This is a genomic window from Limnospira platensis NIES-39 (assembly GCF_026000695.1).
Classification (GTDB): Bacteria; Cyanobacteriota; Cyanobacteriia; order Cyanobacteriales; family Microcoleaceae; genus Limnospira; species Limnospira platensis.
Window position 1 is genome coordinate 6,370,215 of the sequence record NZ_AP026945.1, and the last position, 19,897, is coordinate 6,390,111.

Here is a 19,897-nt window from a genome sequence, read left to right on the forward strand (position 1 = left end):
GCTACATTAAAAGGATTAATATTTCTGGTGATTACTGGCTGGCTTTTATCGAAAGTCCTCAAAAATTATGAGCGATCGCTCCTAGAAATGAGCCATAAAAACGCATCCACAAGAACCATACAATACCTGATTATTTTAAACAAAATTAATGAATACATAACCCTGCAAAAACAACTGAAAAATGCCATGCAATATGACTCCCTAACTAAACTACCCTTGCGTTCTATATTGTTGGAAAAGTTAGAGTATTTATTTAAGGCATCTGATATACATCATCAATTTGCAGTTATTCACCTAGATGTTGTTCACTTTAAATCTATTAAATATACCCTAGGATATGAATTTTCAGAACAGCTATTGATCGCTATTACTAACCGCCTGACTACCTATCTTCCTGATGCTGTCATGATTGCTAGAGTCGGTATGGCTGATGAGTTTATAATTCTCTTGGAACAAATGGGAGACTTGGCATCAGCTCATAAAATTCTCAATTATATTAGTAATCTGTTTATCCAACCATTTCATTTAGAAGAACACGAAATATTTAAACAGGTCAAAATGGGCTTGGCTTTTAGTTATGACTGTGGTGGTAATCCCGAACAACTCCTACAAGCCGCAGAATTAGCTGTGCATCAATGTCGCCGTTCTCCCAATACTGGTTATACCATATTTAATCCCGAATTTAAAGCCTATGCTAGTCGTCAGCTAGAGTTAGATAATCAAATGAGACGAGACTTTAATGACCGTAAGTTTCAGCTTTATTATCAACCCATTTTCAGTGCTGATACCTTGGAAATAGTCGGGTTTGAATCCCTGATTAGGTGGTATCATAACTCTCAGCTTATTTCTAACTTAGAATTTATCCCTTTGGCGGAAGAAACCGGCTTTATCATTCCTTTGGGAATGTGGGTATTTGGTCAGGCTTGCTGGCAATTTCAACAGTGGCGATCGCAATTTCCCCAGGTCGAATCCATGTTTGTTAACATTAATGTTTCCGTCGTACAACTCATGCAGCCTAATTTATTAAGCCAAATTGATCATATCTTAGCAGTAACTGAAATTCCCCCCCCAACAAATTCAACTCGAAATTACCGAAACCGCCTTAATGAATAATCCTGAAGATATTGCCGACATCTTAAAAGACATCAAATCTCGGAAAATTAACCTCTGTATAGATGATTTTGGTACCGGTTATTCATCTTTAAGTTACCTCCAAAATTTCCCCTTTGATACCATCAAGGTTGACAAATCATTTATTACTGATATAGAATGGGACCAGAAAAGTGTGGAAATTGTCCGAACTATTGCCTTGATGGCTAATTCCTTAGATATCAACTTAGTAGCCGAAGGGGTCGAAACTCCAGGTCAACTCAGACAACTACAAAACCTGAAATATCAAACCGTCCAAGGATATCTACTCGCTAAACCCATGTCCGTAGACGCTGTTGAAGAATATCTGCAACGCCAACACCATAATTGTTGTTCAGAAGCAGGTTAGAAGTTCTCCCCTCACCAACCATCAAAAACTATGTATAATTAAGCCATGACAAAACTTGAGTTTAGGAAAGATTTATGGCCAAAGCAATTTGGAATGGGGTCGTTATTGCCGAAAGCGATAATTGTGAAGTAGTCGAAGGTAATCAATATTTCCCCCCGGACTCCATTAAACAAGAATACTTCCGAAATAGCGACACCCACACCACCTGTGGCTGGAAAGGGGTTGCTAGTTACTATACCCTAGAGGTGGAAGGCGAACTTAACAAAGATGCTGCTTGGTACTATCCTAGCCCATTACCAGCAGCCAAAAATATTGAAGGTTATATTGCCTTCTGGAGAGGTGTAAAAGTCGAGGTCTAACTATCTCCGACTACCTGTTCATCAGATAACCAAGCCTCTCCCGCCTGTTGTAGGGCATCAATGACCGGCTTTATATTTCGTCCCCTAGGTGTTAGAGAATATTCTACCCTAGGGGGTATTTCTGGATAAACCTTCCTTTCTATCATACCATACTTTTCTAATTCCCTCAACCGAATTGTCAGGGTTTTCGTACTAATCGGAAGTGCTTCCTGTAGTTCATGAGTGCGGCGGTTATCTATCAAAAGTTCCCGCAAAATTAAAAAAGACCACTTACTACTAATTCTATCCAATATATATTCTATAGGACAAGGCTGTTCGGTCTCAGTAGAGTTTTCCGAACCCCTTGACATTGGGCCTGCTTGGGGGGTTTCGCAATGTTTTGTAACTTTCATTTTAACAAATTTTAAGATTTACTTTAGTGGTTCCAAACCGCCACAGCAGCTTTAAACTTTTTTAATAACCGGCTGTAACTCCACTATAGCATTAATTTGGTACTTTAGGTAACTAAGGTAAGTTTAGTAACCTATATTGTAATTTTTATAGAAAGTAATACTCTATAAACAGAGGGAAAAAAAACCCTCTGTGACGAAAAAAATCTCAGCCTGTAGATCGACAGTCAGACCAAAATTAACTAAGTCTAAATGCTGAGTTTTGGAGCAATAAGGTTTCCCATACCTGTTGCCAGATAGTCTGTTTACATGAAAATCAGAGTATCAGTAATACTGACACCTCTGAAAGTGTAAAAAGATGTGGCTGTACTCTCTACCAGACTGTTATTCAAGTTTGGAGGAATTTCATAATGGTTGAAAATAAAGAAAAAGCATTCGTACTGTGGTTTGAGGAAGTAGGAATTGCCGATGTTCCATTAGTAGGTGGAAAAAACGCATCCCTAGGGGAGATGATTCAACAGCTAAACTCGAAAGGGGTTAGCGTTCCCACGGGATTTGCTACCACAGCCTACGCTTATCGCTACTTTGTGGAAAAAGCGGGCTTAGAAGTCAAACTACGCGAACTGTTCTCGGATCTAGATGTGGAAGATATGCCGAACCTGCGGCAGCGGGGTAAGCAGGCTCGCGCTTTGATCCTAGATACTCCCTTCCCTCCAGAACTTGAAGAAGAAATTGTTAAGTATTACAGGAAACTGTGTGAACGTTACGCGACTTCAGCAGAATTCTGTGAGAAGTTCGATTCAGATTATAAAGAAGAATGCAAACGCTATGCCAGTGATGTTGACGTAGCGGTGCGGTCTAGTGCTACAGCAGAAGATTTACCTGATGCGAGTTTTGCAGGTCAGCAAGAAACATACTTGAATGTTTATGGGGAAGATACGGTTTTAAAATCTTGCCATAAGTGTTTTGCTTCCATCTTTACAGATCGGGCGATTTCCTACCGGACAATTAAAGGCTTTGATCACTTCGATGTTGCCTTGTCGGTGGGTGTACAAAGAATGGTTAGGTCTGACCTAGCCTCTTCGGGTGTCATGTTCTCCATTGACACAGAAACAGGCTTTAAGAATGCTGCCCTAGTGACGGCTGCCTATGGTTTAGGGGAAAACGTGGTACAAGGTGCAGTTAACCCTGATGAATACTTTGTATTCAAGCCTACTCTGAAACAAGGATTCCGTCCTATCCTAGAGAAACGCTTGGGAACAAAAGAACTCAAGATGGTTTACGACATTGGTGGCACGAAACTCACCAAAAACGTAAGCGTCCCAGTTTCCGAACGCGAGAAGTTCTGTATTACAGATGATGAAATCCTGAAGCTGGCTGAATGGGCGGTTATCATCGAAAATCACTACTCAACAGTTCGTGGGTGCTATACACCTATGGATATTGAGTGGGCGAAAGATGGTATCACAGGTGAACTGTTCATCGTCCAGGCACGTCCAGAAACGGTACAATCCCAAAAATCCGGCAGCATCCTGCGGTCTTACAAACTCAATGGCACCAGCAACGTGCTGTCTCGCGGTCGTGCAGTTGGTGAAATGATCGGTCAGGGTAAAGCACGGGTGATTATGGATGTTCACCGGATTGATGATTTTCAACCGGGAGAAGTGTTAGTTACCAACAAGACTGACCCTGACTGGGAACCGATTATGAAGCGTTCCAGTGCTATTGTTACTAACGCTGGCGGTCGGACTTGTCACGCGGCGATTATTGCTCGTGAAATGGGTATTCCGGCGATCGTTGGTTGCGGAGATGCTACCCAAGCGGTCAAGACCGGACAAGAAATTACGGTTTCCTGTTCGGAAGGGGAAGAAGGACGGGTGTATGAAGGGTTAGTACCTTTTGATGTGAACGAAACCGTTCTGGACAACTTACCCAAGACCCGCACTAAAATTCTGATGAATGTGGGGAACCCCGAAGAGGCCTTCGGTTTGGCATCTATTCCCTGCGATGGTGTAGGTTTGGCTCGTCTTGAGTTTATTATCGCTAATCATATTAAGGCTCACCCCTTGGCGCTACTCAAGTATGACCAACTCGAAGATGAATCAGTTAAGCGGGAAATTGGCGAACTGACCAAACTCTATGACCACAAGCCGGACTTCTTTGTTGATAAACTGGCTCATGGTATTGGCACGATCGCAGCGGCTTTCTATCCGAACCCAGTGATTGTGCGGATGTCGGACTTCAAGAGTAACGAATACGCGAACCTGTTAGGTGGTCGTCAGTTTGAACCGAAAGAAGAAAACCCGATGATCGGCTGGCGGGGTGCATCCCGTTACTACGACCCCAACTACCGGGAAGCCTACGGTCTGGAATGTGTGGCTCTGAAACGGGTGCGCGACGAAATGGGTCTGACGAATGTGGTGCCGATGATTCCCTTCTGTCGGACTCCTGATGAAGGCCGGAAGGTCTTGGCTGAAATGGAGAAATATGGCCTGAAACGAGGCGAAAACGGTCTCCAGGTTTATGTAATGTGCGAATTGCCGAGTAATGTCATCTTTGCTGATGAGTTCGCTCAAGTGTTCGATGGCTTCTCCATCGGATCGAATGACTTGACTCAGTTAACTCTAGGCTTAGACCGTGACTCCGCACTGGTGGCTCATATCTTTGACGAACGCAACGAAGCGGTACGTCGGATGGTTACGATCGCCATTAAAGCAGCTAAGAAATATAATCGCAAGATTGGTATTTGTGGTCAAGCGCCTAGTGACTATCCCGAATTTGCTCGGTTCTTAGTTGAGTTGGGTATTGACTCGATGAGTTTGAACCCCGACTCTGTGATTAAGACCATCCTGGACATTGGCAAGATGGAAGAGTCTGGCGTTTTGGTTGATGATATCATGGAAGTCGCTCAGGCTAAATAGAGTTCCGTTTAGGATACTAAGTAACTTCTGAGTTCTAATTGAAAACTGCTCTGGTGAAAGCCGGGGCAGTTTTTTTCGTCCATAGGTTGACAAATAATTATAAACCGTGATATGATATTAGGGGTATTTTTAGCTTAATTTAAGCGAGATTTGACCCAGATCGGTGAGAGAAAAATTAAACGCAGGTAAAGGAGTTAAATCACTCCTAGGGGTGATGTTAAGGCTGTTTGTGGTGATCGGTTTAGCGATCGCCTGGATTTTACTAACAGCGACCCCTGCTTGATGTACGGACAAGTCAACCTTAGCCAAAAAGATTATGCACTTGAACTGGGAACACATAATTCCACAAGCGCCGCCACCCCCAGGGGAAATCATCGAAGCATTAGAAGCTACCACGACCACCCGAGAATTTTATCAAGAAGTCGAATATCGTGAGGACTTCGATCGCTATTGCCAGTGGTATTATGAAACAGCCGATCGCCACCGTCAAGAGATGCAGAAAATGCTAGGTGATTTTAACCTGCTGGGGTGGTTTTGGCGGGGTCGCCACTAAAGCTGCCGGGGTGAGGGACCCAAGAAACGGTCAACTGATGTCTCTTTGTCCCCAATAATTCCCCAGATGGTTTCTAACTCTCCTCAATCACTTCTAACTCCTCCTCTCGGAAGTGAACCTTAAACTTGGGGTTAAACTGTACTATAACAGGCAGATTAGGGGTAATAGTTCTACCATTCCAGTCTGTTAGGATGGATACAATTTCCCCCTCCAATCCCTTAGCATCAGAAGGTTGATTGCGGTGTTCGGGATTGACATAGATAATCACTGACTCTTTGACGCGAACACGATCGCCGACTTTCATAAATTCCCACTCATGTATTTCGGTAAAAATGCCTACAGAAGTGGCTGCGATAGTTGTGCTACCACCCAGCGACACTCACTAGAACAGACAGTTTTTTATCTTGACATGAAATAGGCAAATATCAAACTCCCGCCTGTGAACATCACAGTTAGCGATCGGCTGAAATCTTGGATAATTGGGGATTTCGGGGAATTTTCAGAGATGGTAGTGGGGGGGGGTGATCGGACCACTTAGGCAGCTTGACATTTTACCAGAAAAGTGGATCAATCCTCATGGAGATTCTGGGAGCAGATTTTAAGATACAATTGGGCAGGTGTTTTGTGAAAATTGGGGAAATTCATGGAATCATATTCACTACCAACGGAAGTAATTTTAACCGAGCCGCGTAAGTCCCTAGGAAATGTCTGCTTTGATTGGACTCCCCAACCTGGCCATTATTTGGTTTTAGAGGGTCAAACCTATGCAGTTTTGGAACGCCGACACCGTTATCATTTAAAATCAGGTCGTTACCGCCTCAGTAAAATTGCTCTATATGTACAGTCTGCTGAAGAACCCCACGAGAGGAGTTTAGTCAATGGACATTGGGTAATAGGGGATGCTAGTTGTCGTTTTAATGCGCGATCGGAATTATTTCGCTGTGCGGTAAATCCCCAGGGACCCTGCGATCAATGTCGCTTTTATGAGTCCCTCGAAGAAACACCCCCCGGATAACCACAGCCCAATCAGAAGAAGGGGTGGTTAAAAAGGGAGACTATCGAGCAAATAAATTCATGTCTGCTTCATATTCCTGTGGGGAGATTAAACGCCATTTTTGGTCTTCCATCAACTCTAAAACCTGGTGATGGTATCGCAGTAAACTCATCCGATGTCCGACACTAACGTAGGTAGTTTTCATCTGGTTGAGTTTTTGATAAAGCAACTCCTCATTTTTCATATCAAGGGCGCTAGTGGCTTCATCAAGGATAGCATAGCGAGGTTGAGTGAGCAACAGACGACCAAAGGCGAGGCGTTGCTGTTCTCCGAGGGAGAGAATATTAGCCCAATCCAATTCTATATCAAAGCCACCAACGCGATCGCTTAAATCACCCAGATTAACGAGTTTCAAAACGGATTCTAATTCGGTGTCGTCGATGCTGATATGGGAGTTAGGATAGAGTAATTGTTCTCGCAAGGTTCCCAGGATCATATAAGGACGTTGGGGGAGAAATAACATTTCACTAAGTGGCGGACGGACTAGCACCCCAGTTCCCGATCGCCACAAACCAGCGATCGCCCGTAATAGGGAACTTTTCCCGACACCACTTTGACCAACAATTAATAAACCCTGACCTGGTGCTAACTCTAGGGATAAATCCCGCACCAATTTTTTCTGATAATTCGGAGTTTCTAAGGTGAGATTTTTCACCTCCAAAGGAGAGTCAACCTTGAGGTCAATTTGAGGTTGACCAGTGGGGGTGCGATCGCCAACTTCCAAGACTTCCGAGAACCCAGTCAAACGATTAATACCGGCCGCAAATCTACTCAATGGTTCAATTTGACTAACCACAATCGAAAAAGCGCTTAATACTTGAGAAAAGGCAAAACCCGCCTGGGTAATATCTCCAAATCTGACCTGTTCAGAAAAATAAAGAGGAGCCATAATCAGAGAGGGTAAAATAATCACAATATAGCGATAGCCAGTCGTGAAATAATCAACATTTCGCTGCCACCCAATGAGCAGATTAAAATTGTGAAAGGCTTGGAAAAAGCGTTTTTTGACCTGCTGAGATTCGCGGTCTTCTCCCTGATAGAAGGCGATAGATTCGGCATTGTCGCGGACATGAACTAAACCATAACGGAAATTTGCCTCTAGTTTAAGCTGATTAAAATTCAGAGTAATTAAGCGGCGACCTAATAACACCGTGACCCCTGTACCAAATAGGGCATAAACCAACAGGAACAGCGACAATTGTTTGGAAATAGACCAGAGAATCCCGGTGAAGGAAATTACATCAATTACTGCGCCCAAAATAATCAGTAAAAATCGGAGGCTAGTAATCGTAAAAGCTCGAATATCTTCAGAGATACGTTGGTCAGGGTTATCTATATCTTTATTGGAGTCTATTTCATAGTAGGAGCGATTGTTAAAATAATTATCCAGAAACCGATTAGTTAACCATTTTCTCCAATAGTTCCCGAGGCGATCGCGGGTGTAACCATAGAGAACCACGATGGGAGTACCCACCACAAATACACCAGCATAAACAAACAGAAACCGCCAAAATTCCTCCTCATTTCTCTCGGAGAGAGCGGTCATGAAAAAGTTTCCCACATAGCTAATAATGACATTTAAGCCACTAACAGCCAGAGAAATAAATAGCAGGATACTCAAAAAAGCCCAAGGTTTCCAGCGAGTCAAACACTGACGGCGATAGAAGTAGAATACCATGGCTGGTACAACCAGCATCAAAGCGACTACTATAATATAGGGAGAATTAATCACCCCTTGTATAGTTTCCAATAAGCCGGGAGCGATGCGATTAAAAAAATCAGGAAACAGCAATTGACTAGCAAAAGTCACCGCTGAGACCAACACAAAAGCCACCCCAAACAAGAACACCAGCAGCAGAAACATCAGCAACAAAAACACCCTGCCACTACCAGGTCCTAGGGGGTAAAAAAACGGTTGTGCGATGGTGAGAAATCGTCTCCAAAGTTGACTATCAAATCGATTCATCTGTTAATGCTAGACCAATTATTGAACTTGACAGGGATACACCGGGAGCCATACCCAGATTAAGTAAGAAGGTCAAAGCACAATCGAGGGAACCGAGGTTTAACCTATAGATGATAATGACCAAAAGTCAATCTACAAGGTTTCTGAGTTGAACGCTAAAAGTTTATAACAAAAACCGGGAATTGCTCTATAAACACAGACCAATAATTTTACCTAAACTTGCAATAGAGAAAATTAATCCCGCTGGTACTATTATCCTGAATGGTTAGGTTGAGCAAATAATCGGAGATCTATTTCCCCCGGTCATTGTAAACTATAAATTGATTGTTCAAAATTGTCGAAGGAGTATTAACCCAATCATGTCTAACACCTATAGGGTGGAGATTCACCACGAGGGCCAAATTCATCAGATTGATGTGCCGTCGGATAAGTATATCCTGCAAGTAGCGGAAGAAGCGGGGTTTAGTTTACCAAATTCCTGCAATGCTGGAGTTTGTACCACCTGTGCTGCTAAAATCCTAGAAGGAGAAGTTGATCAGAGTGAGGGAATGGGGTTGAGTCCAGATCTGCAAGCACAAGGCTATGTATTGCTGTGTATAGCCCATCCTCGCTCAGATTTGAAGGTGGAAACCGGAAAGGAAGAAGAAGTCTATCAGCGCCAATTTGGTGCAAGTTCATAGAATTTTTGTATTTACGAGAAATGACTACCCACTTTATTACTGCTGAAATCGATTTAACTGAATCCCCAAAGGCTTTACAAGAGGCGATCGCCACCGAATTAGAAAATCGGGGCCAGCCCCTGCGGTGGGCGATTACCAAAGTAGATACTAACCGCCAAATCGCCCATGTAGAAGCAGTTGTCACCACAGGCGACCATCCCGGTCAGCCACAATAGACAATCATGGCTCGCCCCTTTACCGTGGTAATGATAGTCCCTACCGGAGTAGGGGCCGATTTGGGTGGCTATGCAGGGGATGCCTTACCCATTGCTCGATCGCTATCTGGAGTCTGTGACACCTTAATCACCCATCCCAACGTCCTCAACGGCGCTCAGTTGTACTGGTCTATACCCAATGCTCTCTATGTGGAAGGATATGCCCTAGACCAAATGGCGGCGGGGTGTTGGGGACTCCAGCCGGTCCACAGCAACCGGGTGGGACTATTACTCGATCGCGGTATGGAACCAGAATTGCAACTGCGACACCTACAGGCCGCAGATGGCGCTAGAGCGACTCTGGGCATCAATATGACTGATTATGTCATTACCGATGCTCCCCTCAACGTAGAGCTAAGAATAGCCCCCTCTGGTGCTTCTTGGGGAACCATTGGCAACCCAGATAGTTTACTGCGGGGGGCACAAAAGTTGATTGAGCAAGCCGGAGCCGAGGCGATCGCTGTAGTGGCCAGATTTCCAGATGATCAAGGCAGTGTGGCTCTCACCCAGTATCGACAGGGACAGGGTGTTGATCCTCTCGCCGGAGCCGAAGCCATTATTAGCCATCTCATTGTCCGACATTTTCGCATCCCCTGCGCCCACGCTCCCGCCCTCCTCCCCTTACCCCTTGACCCCCATTTATCACCCCGATCCGCCGCCGAGGAAATAGGCTATACATTCCTTCCCTGTGTATTAGCCGGGTTGAGTCGTGCCCCCCAATATGTCCAGTCTCCCTTGACAGCACCTGATAGCATCTGGGCCCATCAAGTCGATGCAGTAGTAGTTCCAGAAACCGCCTGTGGTGGTAGTGCTATCCTCAGTTTTGCCAATACCCCCACACGGATTATCACCGTAGCCGAAAATGGCACCACTATGGCAACTCCCCCAGAGGCGATCGGTATTAAGACTGTCCCGGTAAAATCCTATTTAGAGGCGATCGGAGTTTTGGTAACATGGCAACAGGGAGTTAATCATCAAGCCCTCAGACCCCATCTAACAACTCTCAATCGACTGCACACCCCTTAACAGAACCATACTCCAGCCCTAATATCGTGGAAAAAATTCCCAATCAGCCAGAATTTGAATCCTTTACCCGCACCCAAATTTTAATCGCTATGGGGGGGACCGCCCTATTTTTGCTAGTCATTGCTAAAGTCGTGTCTTTCTTTGGTGATTTTTATATCTTACCTGTCGAAATAACCGCTTTAGGGATAATTCAAGGATTAGCGATCGGTGTAGGAATTACTGGCGCTAGTGCAATTCTCTATCGTCTTTGGCCAGCTTATAGTCGCAGTGCCGATATTTATTTAAAACTAATTCTCACCCCCTTAATCTGGCCTGATTTAATTTGGTTGGGATTGCTTCCCGGTCTCAGTGAAGAGTTACTATTTCGGGGTGTTATTTTCGCCGCCATTGGACTTAATCCCCTCGGTTTAGTCGTTTCTAGCATCTGTTTTGGTTTACTCCATTTCAGCGGATCCCAACAGTGGCCTTACATTATTTGGGCTACCCTAGTCGGAGTAATTTTAGGCTATAGTGCCTTAGTTACAGGCAACCTAGTCGTGCCCATTATGGCTCATATTTTTACTAATTTTATATCCGGTTGTCTCTGGAAGTTTAAATATATCGGCAGTTCCCATACCTAAAACATTCATCAACCCCCTAATCATAATCAATCTCTGTTCCTCCAGCCACCCGGTCAGCATAAATATCTCAGCGGTGGACATATACAAGTTATTTATGCGATAATCTCCCTAGGGTCACGTCAATAAGCACATCAGTCTTAACCAAATCACAGGAATATGAGTAATCTTACCCATTCATCCCCTGATAACAACCAATCTTTCACGGAGTTAGATATTCCCCTGGAACGAGATATTTTTCTCCGTACCTTAATCAGAGAACTCGCTGGGACACTGGAAAACGTTGTCGGCTTAGAAGAAGCATCCGGTTTTATCAGCGTTGTCGGTCAGTCAATGGGTAGAGCCATTGATCACCATTATAAATCAGCCCTGCAACTTTCTCGACTCTCCCGTTCACAAGTCGCTCAAGTTTTGGTGGACCTCAAGCGACGCATTAACGGCGATTTTTATGTCATCGAAGAAGACGACGAAAAAATAGTTTTTGGAAATAGAGCTTGTCCTTTTGGAGATAAGGTCTTAAATCGTCCTTCTATGTGTATGATGACCTCTAATGTATTTGGCTCAATTGCCGCTGATAATCTCGGTTATGCCAAAGTAGAATTACAGGAAACTATTGCTCAAGGTCATTCAGGCTGTCGAGTAGTTGTTTATCTTCAACCCACCGAAGATGCCGAAGATGCCGAAGGTAGGGAGTATTTTAGAATCTAAAACATTATGACACCTGAGCAGTTTTTAGAGGTGGCTCGTGTCTTGCCAGAGCCGTTAATTTTGGCTACAGTTAACGGTGAGATTTTAATGGCAAATCGTCCATTTACAAAAATTCTGAATTGTCGCAGTAAAGATTTACAGGGTAAGAATTTATTAGAACTTGTTGATAACCCCCCTGATCAAGTTCTTGAATATTTGAAAACTTGCGCCAGATCTCGTCAATTATCCTTGGGTTCATTAACCTTTATCCTCCCTAATAATGACCCTTTAACTTATCGTGCCGAGGGAGCCATAATTCAACCAGCTTCCCATGAATCTCCGGCTTTGATTTTACTGCGTTTAGAAAATCGTTCAGCCGCCAATTTAGATTTTACAGTCTTAAATGAAAAAATTGATCAACTCAGCCAAGAAATTCACAATCGGAAACAAGTTGAAGCCGCATTAGTCCTCAAAAACCAGGAATTAGAAGAGGCATTTCGTCAATTAAAAAATACTCAACTTCAGTTAATACAAACCGAAAAAATGTCGAGTCTCGGTCAATTAGTAGCCGGACTCGCTCATGAAATTAATAACCCGGTTACTTTTATTGATGGCAATTTAGCTCATGCTGAAGAATATATTGAGACTTTATTGCAGCTAGTGCAGATGTATCAAACAGCATATCCAGAATCATCCCCGACAATTGAACAATTTAAAGAAGAAATAGATCTGGATTTTCTGGTAGAGGATTTAGATAATTTGTTAGATTCCATGCGTACAGGTACTCAACGGATTTTAAAGATTGTTAAATCCCTACGCAATTTCTCCCGGTTGGATGAGTCGGGGTGCAAAGCGGTGGATATTCACGAAGGTATTGAAAGCACCTTAGTGATTTTACGAAATCGGTTAGAAACTCCCTTAAAATCTGGTAAAATAGAGGTGATACGAGACTATGGCAACTTACCTTTAATAGAATGTTATCCAGGTAAACTTAATCAGGTATTTATGAACTTGATTAGTAATGCGATCGATGCTTTAGTAGAATCCGACCAAAAACCACCCCCAGACCGCAACTCCCCACATTCTAGCCAAATTATAATTTCTACCCAACTCATTGATCACAAGTCTATTAGGATTTCCATTAAAGATAATGGCTCAGGAATTTGTGACCAAGTTTGTCCTCACATTTTTAACCCGTTTTTTACGACTAAACCTGTCGGGAAAGGTACGGGATTAGGGTTATCAATTAGTTATCAAATTATCACCCAACTGCATCAAGGTCAATTGATTTGTCGGTCAACCCCCCACCAAGGAACAGAATTGGGAGTGGAGATTCCTATTCATCAAACACCCCCTAAAAGTGGCGGGTCAAACCCAAAGGCTGTAGTTGAGGGTGACATTTTGGATACGGCTTAAAAAACCTAGGTGGTGCTGGTGCGTCAGAATATATCCATCTGGGTGGGTTTTGATATGGTCGCTTCTGACGCTACGGGAATGTAGGCTTAAATGTTGCCGTAGACGGGAATAGCAGCACCGCGTAGGTCTTTGGCGGCTTCTGAAGCTAAGAAGCAGATCACCTCTCCTAAAGATTGGGGTGTTACCCATTGGTGAGCGTTATCACTACCCATGGCTTCGCGGTTGCTGGGGGTGTCAATGACGCTGGGAAGCACACAGTTGGCGGTGATATTGGTGTTTTTGGTTTCATCTGCGATCGCTTTAGTTAAAGCCACTACCGCCGCCTTAGAAGCACAGTAAGCCGCTAATTGTCCGGCTGGGTCTATAGCGCCACGACTCCCTACCGTCACGATTCTACCGTAGTTATTTTCTCGCATTTTCCCTAGGCTGTGCTTGCATACAAGGAATGTGGTATTTAAGTTAAGGTCTATGTCTTGTTTCCAGCTATCATAGCTATATTCGTGGGTAGCCCCCATGGAGAAACCCCCCACTAGATGAATCAGAACATCAACCCGACCCATATCATTAATCAGTTTACTAACCGCGTTTTCGTCCGTGAGATCGACCGCCACAAACCGAATTTGCTCAAAGTCCGTGGCCGAAAGGATACCTTTAAGGCGATCGACTTCTGCTTCACTGCGATAGGGTATCGTGACCTTAGCTTTTTGGTTAAGCACTAGGGGGGTCACTCCTAAACCTAGTCCCCCAGTTCCGCCAGTGATTAGTACCTGTTTATTATTCATCTGGATAATTGATAATCGGCTTTCAATTAACTTTAATGGTTTTCTGGTTGCAGATCTAGGCTCATACAAATCTTGGCGGTGGCTAAAAACCCCATCCTAGGGCAGGGAAAATTTACCATAGACCTCTGATTATACTATATATGGCAGCACGGTTTACCATTGTTATAGGATACGTCAAGTTAGGAGATTTGTCAAGAGGAATTATGATAAATGTGTAATAATTATTAATTGTTAATGGCGGGGGCGCGCCTCCCCTGTAAATTCTGAATTACTCACGACTTTATGAATAAAGCCGCCCGGTGCTACAGATTAGCAGCTTGCCAATCTGGGTAGGTGAGATTATACGAACAGCACTGGAGCATGAAAACCTTGTCTCAAGAGAGCAAGGATGAAAGGCGACACGGGTACTTTAGTGCCCGTCAGCCCAAGACCTGATCAACTCTCGAACAACATCGCTGTTTGACTTGACACGCTTACTAGATAAATGCTACACGGATTGTAGTGGTGCGAGGTAACCAACCACTTAAAAAACCTTGTTGCCTCAAGGCGTACACTGAACCTTGACCATTGAATCTATGCGGTTTTGCTGCATTGTTCTAGCTTCCTCCAGGCAGCAGGTAAAAGATTCACAGGAACTAGACAAATCAGTTTTTGAAGTATATTTGCTTCAATCTAAACAGGATTGGCAGAAATGCAACTACGGTAGGGCATACCGAAAGTAACGCTTGGGGAGAGTCCCACCTCTGGGCTAGACGACGCAAGGAATCTAGTTTAAGTGGTCTCGGTGATCCAAGAATCCCCGTCTCTTCAGAGCGGGGAGTGTCAACAGGCGAAATTGCCGCAAAATCTCAGCAGTAAAAATCGCCTCAATTCATTGAGGGGGATACCCAGATGATTGAGTCATCGAATGATATAAATCCTGTAACCGATGATAGGGAATTAATCTCGGTAGGAGAACAACTGCTAACAGTACAGATTTCAACGCCACCAGAGTTCAGCCAGACCTGGCTACTGGAAACCAGTTATGGAACTGGTGGCAATGCCCTCACCACCGGCCTTGATGGGTCTATTTATATAACAGGTTCTACTAGAGAGGACCTGAATGGAGAAATCAATCAGAGTGGTACTGATAGCTTTATTGTCAAATATGAACCCGATGGGACTCTGGTATGGACAAGACTGTTGGGAGGCAATTATTCTAGATCTTATGGCAATGCCCTCACCACCGGCCTTGATGGGTCTATTTATATGGCGGGTTGGACTCGGAGTGACCAGATTGTAGAAATTCCTCGACGTGCTTGCTAGTAACAAAAAACTTCCTCAAACCTACACACAAACCCAAAACCTTGTACTATGCAAACCACCACAATAACCGGAGTTAAAGTGCCAAAATATGTTACACCCAGCGTTGCCACCTGGCGAAGATGGGAAAAACTCGGCGCAATTAAAGCCGTTCGTACCGTTGGCAACCAACGCAGATACATCATCGAAGAAGCCGAGAAACAAAAGATTAGGGGTCGAGATAAACCTCACGGTCTACCCCTCCCATTCAAAACCGTACTTGAGACTTTCACCTCATACGGCTCCTAGTTTGACCGTCTCCTTGTTAAGAGTACAGCATCATCTCTTCATCAAGAGCTGTTTTATCGTCGTGACAATGGCGATGTAATAATTGAAGATTCTTGTAGTCATCCTTTCCGCCTTGGCTTCTAGGTACAATGTGGTCTATTTCAATTAAATCTGATGGGGTAAAGAATTGCCCACACCAGGTACATCTACCTTTTTGCTTTTTGAGTAGTTTTGATACCCTATTTGGCGTATCGATTGCTCGTCCTTTCCTGGTTGCCCAGTAGGTCCAATTTCCGTCATAAAGTGTTGCGTCAGGGCGTATTAAGGTATGTCTGACAATTGGAGTCCAGTTGTGTTTGAATAGATGTAACCCATCTTTGGTTTGGAACATCCAATTTTCGTGTCTTTCTTTCCCATTGCTAAGTTTAATTGTTCCATGTCTGAAATAATTTCTTAGCTTTTCGTGACTTCCCTTTCCGCATCTTGATACTGTCCATGCCCGTAACATTTGCCAGATTGTCTTATCTAGTTTGGTGAATGTCTCTGTTGAGACTACCGCTGAGTAATAGTTTGACCATCCCCTAATAATTGGGTTTAGTTTGTTAATCAGGGCTGATTGAGGTGCTGTTTTAAATTGTTTAATTACACCTTTTATCACTTCTGTGTGGGCAACTGCTTTTTGGCTGGGTTTTATATGTGTTTTGTTTCCTAATGGTTTCCCATGTTGGATTTTCCCAGTTCTATATTTTCCTACAGGATATTGCCTAATATTGAAACCTAAGAAATCAAATCCGGGTTTCTCTGCTTTGCCATTATACTCAATAGATTTGAGTGTATGGCAGATTCGAGTTTTTTCAGGTTTAATCTCTAATCCAACAGGCTTTAGCCATTCAGAAATAGCAGTTTTGCACTGTTCAATGATTCCTAGGTCTTTTGAGATAACCACGAAATCATCGGCGTATCGTATTAGGTTGGCTTGTGTGGCTGTTCCTTTATTAGGATACATTTCTTTAACTAGCCTTTCCATACCCAACAGTGCGATGTTGGCGAGTATTGGACTTATTACCCCTCCCTGGGGTGTCCCTGTTTCTGTATCCTCAAATACACCTTTATCTAGCACTCCCGCTTTGAGCCATTGTTTCAGGTCTCTTTTTAGGCGGCTTGGACAATGAATTTTGGACAGTAGGTAATCATGGTTCACGGTAAGAGCATTTTGCTATATCGGCATCGAGAACATAATATTGTCCTTGATTTATGGCAGTATAAATTCTGCCAATTGCGTCATGGGCGGACCGTCCGGGACGGAACCCGTAGCTTGTACCTTCAAATCTCGATTCCCATTCAGGTTCGAGAGCCGACTTGACCAAGGCTTGCCTTGCTCTATCTTGGATTGTGGGTATTCCTATTCCAGCTTTTATCATCCCTGCCAGGTTTTGGTATCCACACCCGTCGCAGTGGTTTTGATTTGAGATTTCCCTTAATGTTCTTAACAAGCTCGAACCTTTGTCTTGAAGAGATTGCTCTTACTCCATCAACTCCGGCTGTTTTCTTGCCTTGACCCGCTTGGGGGGGCGGGTTTATTAAGCTGACTGTTGGGAAGCATGGCTGACCGTGGAACCCGCCCCTACAGCCGCACTGCTAAGAGCCGGGCATAGTATGATTTCACCAATAGACGTTGCCACCTTCTGGCTTTTGCATCTTGTCCCGATTTAGCTGCTTGAAATATACTCTTTTGGAGCTTGAAAACTTTCCGTTGAACCTTAGTCCACGGGATTGTCTTCCATGCGTTGTTCGTAGTCTTGATTGGTTTTGATTTCTCAAATCCTTTCTTTGAACTCGCTATCGCCATTTGTACACCTACTAGACTCTATTCTTACAATCAAACCGTGACCTGTTAGCATATCCCTGCCATTACGGCAGGACGTTGGCTTTTGGTCACATCTCACATCCTCTAGGACTTGCGGTTACACTTATCCCTACTAACTACCTCGACCAGATAGTTAGAGTCCAGGAGGACTTAAAACGTTCCGTTTATATGGGCATTCCATCTTTAGATTTGTCCTCTCCACCGGGGTACTTTTAAAGGTCTGTGTAGGTAAATGAAAGAATCCTCCTACTCTTCCCCTTGCTCTTTTGAGCGCAGCGTGTCAACCTATTTCGCTACTTAACAGTGACGATGGTTCAAGCCGGACATTCGGTTTCCCTAATCATGGATGGTTGGCAGTGGTCTCGGTTCTGGTGTTGGGTTACACCTCGGAGCCTTCCGTTCCCCGCTTCAATCCTGAGGTTGTGATTCCCAAAACTGGGGGTGGCTATCGCCGTTACCCTAATTTCCTAACTTTACTTATCCATTTATGGGCTTCCTATAAGGAATTTGTATGAGTTAGTTCGTTTTGACCTTGGGTTCCCTGCCTTGTTTTGTATATTTCTATACCAAACGTTGGGACATATAAACAGTTATGGAGATGGTCAGAGGCAAGCCTCTTGTATTCAACCAAGGGGCTGAAATCTCCACCAGGCAGCTATTTCGGGTATCTCATCCCTATTTCATGCCTGAACGTCTCGCACCCCATTGTCTGTTATACAAGAGTCAGCACCCATTCCCAAAAGGATGACCTCATTAGACAGGCTGAATTTCTACGCAGCGCATACCCAACAGCATAAATTCTTACAGAAGTTGGCAGTGGACTCAATTTTAAATGGCGAAAATTCCTCGCTATATTGGAACGAATATACGAAGGAAATATCGGCACACTTGTCATCGCTCACGCCGATAGGCTTGTCCGTTTCGGATTTCCACTCATTGAATGGTTATGTGCAGAAAGTGGATGTGAATTCGTGGTTCTCAGGAAAAAGAGTCTCTCTCCAGAACAAGAACTCGTTAGCGATATCTTGTCCATCCTCCACTGTTTCTCTGCTCGGATTTACGGACTACGAAAGTACGAAAAACCAGCCCGTAAAGAACTTCAAAAAGAAACCCCGTCATCAGACAAGCAAGATGACTCCGAACAGATTGAGGAAGGTGAGATTGTATCCTTGTGAAGAATTACACGCTGTTTGGAAACGTTGGTTAGCTGCTTATCGGTGGATTTATAACTATACCATTGCCACTTGGAAACATGGCTATCAATGGAGCTGTTTTGACTGCCAAAAGTTAGTCATAAATAGTGACAAACCGGAATGGGTAAAATCTTTACCAGTACATCAATTACAGGAAGCAGTAGCCGATGCTTTCGATGCTTTTAAACAAGCTAATGCGGCTGGGGTTCAAGTCAAATTCAAGTCCTGCAGAGCACCATCTCAAATCATTAAATTCAAGGTGAATAACTTTAGGAATGGAACTTGGTATACCCGTTTAACTAAAGGTTTAACCTTTACTTCACCTCAAGCTATACCTAAGAATTGCCCTTATGGAACACAACTAAAGTATGCCAGGGGTAAATGGTATGGTTGTTTTCCAGAGTATCAAGAGCCGGAAACAACAGAGCAAAAGAGGGTTATAGCTTTAGACCCTGGTGTGCGCTCCTTTTTAGTGGGTTATGATGGTGAATCGATTACTGAGTTTGCTACCAATGATATTGGCAAAATTAATCGCCTTTGTTACCATTTAGACGTTTTAATGAGCCGGATTAGTCAATGTAAAATTAAACGAAAACGATATCAAATGCGTAGAGCTTATCATCGAATGCGGGAGCGGATTCGTAACCTAGTCGATGATTTGCATAAGAAAGTCGCTCATTTCTTAGTTAATCACTATAAACTTATCTTTCTTCCTACTTTTAATTCTAGTAAAATGGTTTTCAAGTCTCGTAGAAATCTCAACTCTAAGTCAGTGAGAAACTTGTTAAATTGGAGTCACTAAAGATTTGCTAAACATCTCATGCAACAAGCAGAAAGAAAAGGTGTTTTAGTTGTACGCTGTAACGAAAGTTATACCTCTAAAACCTGCCACCATTGTGGTCAAATCCATGACAAACTAGGGGGAAGTAAGGTTTTTAAATGTCCTAATTGCGGCTATACAGCACCCCGTGATTGGGTAGGCGCACGAAACATTATGCTTCGTGCTTTGCAGGCTACTGCCGTTGTCTTCCAAGACAATGCGATACTTTTTCAATCTGTGTAAAGC

The 19,897-nt window shown here is 43.6% G+C and carries 22 protein-coding genes and 2 pseudogenes; 16 read left to right on the forward strand and 8 right to left on the reverse strand.

Translation table 11 applies throughout. From position 1 onward, the window contains the following. Positions 1-186: 186 nt before the first annotated feature. Both N39L_RS31275 and N39L_RS31280 read left to right on the forward strand, forming a co-directional pair. Positions 187-1,498 (forward strand): annotated as a pseudogene (locus N39L_RS31275) (putative bifunctional diguanylate cyclase/phosphodiesterase). Between the two features lie 74 nt (positions 1,499-1,572). Then, a complete protein-coding gene (locus N39L_RS31280; protein WP_006618630.1) occupies positions 1,573-1,857 on the forward strand; it encodes a DUF427 domain-containing protein in 285 nt (94 codons plus the stop codon). Here the strand turns inward: N39L_RS31280 and N39L_RS31285 are convergent. Further along, positions 1,854-2,249 (reverse strand): winged helix-turn-helix transcriptional regulator, encoded by a 396-nt coding sequence (locus tag N39L_RS31285; RefSeq protein ID WP_006618629.1) that lies wholly within the window; start codon positions 2,247-2,249, stop codon positions 1,854-1,856. The genes N39L_RS31280 and N39L_RS31285 overlap by 4 nt on opposite strands. 407 nt (positions 2,250-2,656) lie before the next feature. Here N39L_RS31285 and ppsA point away from each other — a divergent pair, with 407 nt between their 5' ends. After that, on the forward strand, positions 2,657-5,167 hold the full coding sequence (gene ppsA, locus N39L_RS31290; protein WP_006618628.1) for a phosphoenolpyruvate synthase: 2,511 nt from the start codon (positions 2,657-2,659) through the stop codon (positions 5,165-5,167). A gap of 316 nt (positions 5,168-5,483) precedes the next feature. After that, the gene (locus tag N39L_RS31295; protein ID WP_006618627.1) at positions 5,484-5,720 is read left to right on the forward strand and encodes a hypothetical protein; all 237 of its coding nucleotides are present in this window, start codon (positions 5,484-5,486) and stop codon (positions 5,718-5,720) included. 73 nt (positions 5,721-5,793) lie between these two features. Here the strand turns inward: N39L_RS31295 and N39L_RS31300 are convergent, their stop codons facing one another. Beyond that, positions 5,794-6,099, reverse strand: a complete 306-nt coding sequence (locus N39L_RS31300) for a ferredoxin-thioredoxin reductase variable chain (RefSeq protein WP_043468738.1) — start codon at positions 6,097-6,099, stop codon at positions 5,794-5,796. Positions 6,100-6,363: 264 nt separating this feature from the next. Here N39L_RS31300 and N39L_RS31305 point away from each other — a divergent pair, with 264 nt between their 5' ends. Continuing rightward, positions 6,364-6,735 (forward strand): DUF6464 family protein, encoded by a 372-nt coding sequence (locus tag N39L_RS31305; protein ID WP_006618625.1) that lies wholly within the window; start codon positions 6,364-6,366, stop codon positions 6,733-6,735. Positions 6,736-6,775: 40 nt separating this feature from the next. On the opposite strand, the gene N39L_RS31310 is transcribed toward N39L_RS31305, so the two are convergent. After that, positions 6,776-8,740, reverse strand: coding sequence for an ABC transporter ATP-binding protein/permease (locus N39L_RS31310; protein WP_006618624.1), 1,965 nt, complete (start codon positions 8,738-8,740; stop codon positions 6,776-6,778). Positions 8,741-9,099: 359 nt separating this feature from the next. On the opposite strand from N39L_RS31310, the gene N39L_RS31315 reads away from it, so the two are divergent. The 6 genes from N39L_RS31315 (at position 9,100) to N39L_RS31340 (ending at position 13,420) form a co-directional block, all read left to right on the forward strand. After that, on the forward strand, positions 9,100-9,420 hold the full coding sequence (locus N39L_RS31315; protein WP_006618623.1) for a 2Fe-2S iron-sulfur cluster-binding protein: 321 nt from the start codon (positions 9,100-9,102) through the stop codon (positions 9,418-9,420). Positions 9,421-9,440: 20 nt separating this feature from the next. Then, positions 9,441-9,635 (forward strand): DUF8621 family protein, encoded by a 195-nt coding sequence (locus N39L_RS31320; RefSeq protein WP_006618622.1) that lies wholly within the window; start codon positions 9,441-9,443, stop codon positions 9,633-9,635. A gap of 6 nt (positions 9,636-9,641) precedes the next feature. Then, on the forward strand, positions 9,642-10,700 hold the full coding sequence (locus N39L_RS31325; protein WP_006618621.1) for a DUF3326 domain-containing protein: 1,059 nt from the start codon (positions 9,642-9,644) through the stop codon (positions 10,698-10,700). A 26-nt stretch (positions 10,701-10,726) separates the two neighbouring features. Further along, positions 10,727-11,320, forward strand: coding sequence for a CPBP family intramembrane glutamic endopeptidase (locus N39L_RS31330; protein WP_006618620.1), 594 nt, complete (start codon positions 10,727-10,729; stop codon positions 11,318-11,320). A gap of 156 nt (positions 11,321-11,476) precedes the next feature. Beyond that, a complete protein-coding gene (locus tag N39L_RS31335) occupies positions 11,477-12,025 on the forward strand; it encodes a methanogen output domain 1-containing protein (RefSeq protein ID WP_006618619.1) in 549 nt (182 codons plus the stop codon). 6 nt (positions 12,026-12,031) lie between these two features. After that, on the forward strand, positions 12,032-13,420 hold the full coding sequence (locus N39L_RS31340) for a PAS domain-containing sensor histidine kinase (RefSeq protein WP_006618618.1): 1,389 nt from the start codon (positions 12,032-12,034) through the stop codon (positions 13,418-13,420). 86 nt (positions 13,421-13,506) lie between these two features. On the opposite strand, the gene fabG is transcribed toward N39L_RS31340, so the two are convergent. Further along, a complete protein-coding gene (gene fabG / locus N39L_RS31345; protein ID WP_006618617.1) occupies positions 13,507-14,202 on the reverse strand; it encodes a 3-oxoacyl-ACP reductase FabG in 696 nt (231 codons plus the stop codon). Between the two features lie 891 nt (positions 14,203-15,093). Here fabG and N39L_RS31350 point away from each other — a divergent pair. Next, positions 15,094-15,507 (forward strand): SBBP repeat-containing protein, encoded by a 414-nt coding sequence (locus N39L_RS31350; protein ID WP_014277373.1) that lies wholly within the window; start codon positions 15,094-15,096, stop codon positions 15,505-15,507. Between the two features lie 48 nt (positions 15,508-15,555). Beyond that, positions 15,556-15,792: a hypothetical protein gene (locus tag N39L_RS31355; protein WP_043468741.1), complete on the forward strand. Its 237-nt coding sequence runs from the start codon at positions 15,556-15,558 to the stop codon at positions 15,790-15,792. Positions 15,793-15,808: 16 nt separating this feature from the next. Here N39L_RS31355 and N39L_RS31360 read toward each other — a convergent pair whose 3' ends face one another. The 4 genes and pseudogenes from N39L_RS31360 to N39L_RS31375 all read right to left on the reverse strand — a co-directional run bounded on the left by N39L_RS31360 (position 15,809) and on the right by N39L_RS31375 (position 17,620). Beyond that, a complete protein-coding gene (locus N39L_RS31360) occupies positions 15,809-16,972 on the reverse strand; it encodes a group II intron reverse transcriptase (RefSeq protein WP_014277375.1) in 1,164 nt (387 codons plus the stop codon). Continuing rightward, on the reverse strand, positions 16,962-17,192 hold the full coding sequence (locus tag N39L_RS31365) for a reverse transcriptase domain-containing protein (RefSeq protein ID WP_014276363.1): 231 nt from the start codon (positions 17,190-17,192) through the stop codon (positions 16,962-16,964). The genes N39L_RS31360 and N39L_RS31365 overlap by 11 nt, the downstream gene beginning before the upstream one ends. Beyond that, positions 17,152-17,374: pseudogene (locus N39L_RS31370) on the reverse strand (HNH endonuclease). Before N39L_RS31370 ends, N39L_RS31365 begins: the two are co-directional and overlap by 41 nt. Before the next feature lie 21 nt (positions 17,375-17,395). After that, the gene (locus tag N39L_RS31375) at positions 17,396-17,620 is read right to left on the reverse strand and encodes a reverse transcriptase N-terminal domain-containing protein (protein WP_014276364.1); all 225 of its coding nucleotides are present in this window, start codon (positions 17,618-17,620) and stop codon (positions 17,396-17,398) included. Between the two features lie 872 nt (positions 17,621-18,492). On the opposite strand from N39L_RS31375, the gene N39L_RS31380 reads away from it, so the two are divergent. Genes N39L_RS31380 through N39L_RS31390 form a run of 3 tightly spaced genes read left to right on the forward strand, consistent with a single transcriptional unit; the run spans position 18,493 to position 19,894 of the window. After that, positions 18,493-18,813 (forward strand): recombinase family protein, encoded by a 321-nt coding sequence (locus N39L_RS31380; RefSeq protein ID WP_006616075.1) that lies wholly within the window; start codon positions 18,493-18,495, stop codon positions 18,811-18,813. Next, complete coding sequence (locus N39L_RS31385; protein WP_434221629.1) at positions 18,794-19,633, forward strand: transposase; 840 nt, start codon at positions 18,794-18,796, stop codon at positions 19,631-19,633. Before N39L_RS31380 ends, N39L_RS31385 begins: the two co-directional genes overlap by 20 nt. Positions 19,634-19,651: 18 nt before the next feature. After that, positions 19,652-19,894, forward strand: coding sequence for a zinc ribbon domain-containing protein (locus tag N39L_RS31390; RefSeq protein ID WP_014277377.1), 243 nt, complete (start codon positions 19,652-19,654; stop codon positions 19,892-19,894). The last annotated feature ends 3 nt before the right edge of the window (positions 19,895-19,897 follow it).

Bases quoted from the DNA above. Each gene is read 5' to 3' on its own strand.
- N39L_RS31320 (WP_006618622.1), top strand. From the start codon at position 9,441: ATGACTACCCACTTTATTACTGCTGAAATCGATTTAACTGAATCCCCA.
- N39L_RS31310 (WP_006618624.1), bottom strand. From the start codon at position 8,740: ATGAATCGATTTGATAGTCAACTTTGGAGACGATTTCTCACCATCGCA.
- fabG (WP_006618617.1), bottom strand. From the start codon at position 14,202: ATGAATAATAAACAGGTACTAATCACTGGCGGAACTGGGGGACTAGGT.
- N39L_RS31355 (WP_043468741.1), top strand. From the start codon at position 15,556: ATGCAAACCACCACAATAACCGGAGTTAAAGTGCCAAAATATGTTACA.
- N39L_RS31325 (WP_006618621.1), top strand. From the start codon at position 9,642: ATGGCTCGCCCCTTTACCGTGGTAATGATAGTCCCTACCGGAGTAGGG.
- N39L_RS31375 (WP_014276364.1), bottom strand. From the start codon at position 17,620: ATGGCGATAGCGAGTTCAAAGAAAGGATTTGAGAAATCAAAACCAATC.
- ppsA (WP_006618628.1), top strand. From the start codon at position 2,657: ATGGTTGAAAATAAAGAAAAAGCATTCGTACTGTGGTTTGAGGAAGTA.
- N39L_RS31295 (WP_006618627.1), top strand. From the start codon at position 5,484: ATGCACTTGAACTGGGAACACATAATTCCACAAGCGCCGCCACCCCCA.
- N39L_RS31365 (WP_014276363.1), bottom strand. From the start codon at position 17,192: ATGATAAAAGCTGGAATAGGAATACCCACAATCCAAGATAGAGCAAGG.
- N39L_RS31280 (WP_006618630.1), top strand. From the start codon at position 1,573: ATGGCCAAAGCAATTTGGAATGGGGTCGTTATTGCCGAAAGCGATAAT.
- N39L_RS31340 (WP_006618618.1), top strand. From the start codon at position 12,032: ATGACACCTGAGCAGTTTTTAGAGGTGGCTCGTGTCTTGCCAGAGCCG.
- N39L_RS31315 (WP_006618623.1), top strand. From the start codon at position 9,100: ATGTCTAACACCTATAGGGTGGAGATTCACCACGAGGGCCAAATTCAT.
- N39L_RS31305 (WP_006618625.1), top strand. From the start codon at position 6,364: ATGGAATCATATTCACTACCAACGGAAGTAATTTTAACCGAGCCGCGT.
- N39L_RS31285 (WP_006618629.1), bottom strand. From the start codon at position 2,249: ATGAAAGTTACAAAACATTGCGAAACCCCCCAAGCAGGCCCAATGTCA.
- N39L_RS31335 (WP_006618619.1), top strand. From the start codon at position 11,477: ATGAGTAATCTTACCCATTCATCCCCTGATAACAACCAATCTTTCACG.
- N39L_RS31350 (WP_014277373.1), top strand. From the start codon at position 15,094: ATGATTGAGTCATCGAATGATATAAATCCTGTAACCGATGATAGGGAA.
- N39L_RS31390 (WP_014277377.1), top strand. From the start codon at position 19,652: ATGCAACAAGCAGAAAGAAAAGGTGTTTTAGTTGTACGCTGTAACGAA.